The following is a 535-nucleotide window of genomic DNA, read 5'->3' as shown; positions in this document are numbered from 1 at the left end:
TGTCCGAGATCTTTACCTTCCAGAGAAGAGGGGTGGATCAAGATGGCAATGTGCTAGGGGATTACATAGCAACAGGCATCGTGCCAAGTTGCCATGATCAATTGATTAAACGAGGCTTAGACGTTCCATTTGAAATATTTAACGAAAAAGTCCGTTAGGAGGGTGTGCTATGGAAAGTCAATTCCCCCTATTTCTTCTTTTGCTGTTTTTGTCGGTGTTCTTTATTAGCCAAGCTTTGATCCTGCCTTCGGCGGGTAAAAAGGTGAAACACAAACAGCTCATTAAGAGAATTCACGAAAGCCACAAGCATATCGATCAAGAGAGTATCTCGCTGCTAAGAGAAAACTCTTTGAAGAACCTCTCGCCGCTAGAGCGATGGTTAGTACGTTTTAGCTTATTTGAAAGCTTTAAGAAAAAGCTCGAACTCGCGGGTATTTCGATGGGGTTCAGCCGCGTTATTTTCTTCACCTTTTTATCTGGGGTTGCGGTCGGTTTGCTGCTCTATTTGTGGGGGCAAGTCTGGTACTTGTGTGCT

General features: G+C 44.1%; 2 pseudogenes. Both read left to right on the top strand.

Annotated elements, in window-relative coordinates:
• Positions 1-158, top strand: a pseudogene (locus tag R8N47_RS27935) (CpaF family protein); the annotation flags it as partial.
• A gap of 11 nt (positions 159-169) precedes the next feature.
• Positions 170-535: pseudogene (locus tag R8N47_RS27930) on the top strand (pilus assembly protein TadB); the annotation flags it as partial.

The organism is Vibrio sp. 2132-1, assembly GCF_033344315.1.
Note: the sequence above shows the minus strand (reverse complement) of the source record. Positions and strands in the feature narration are given on the sequence as shown.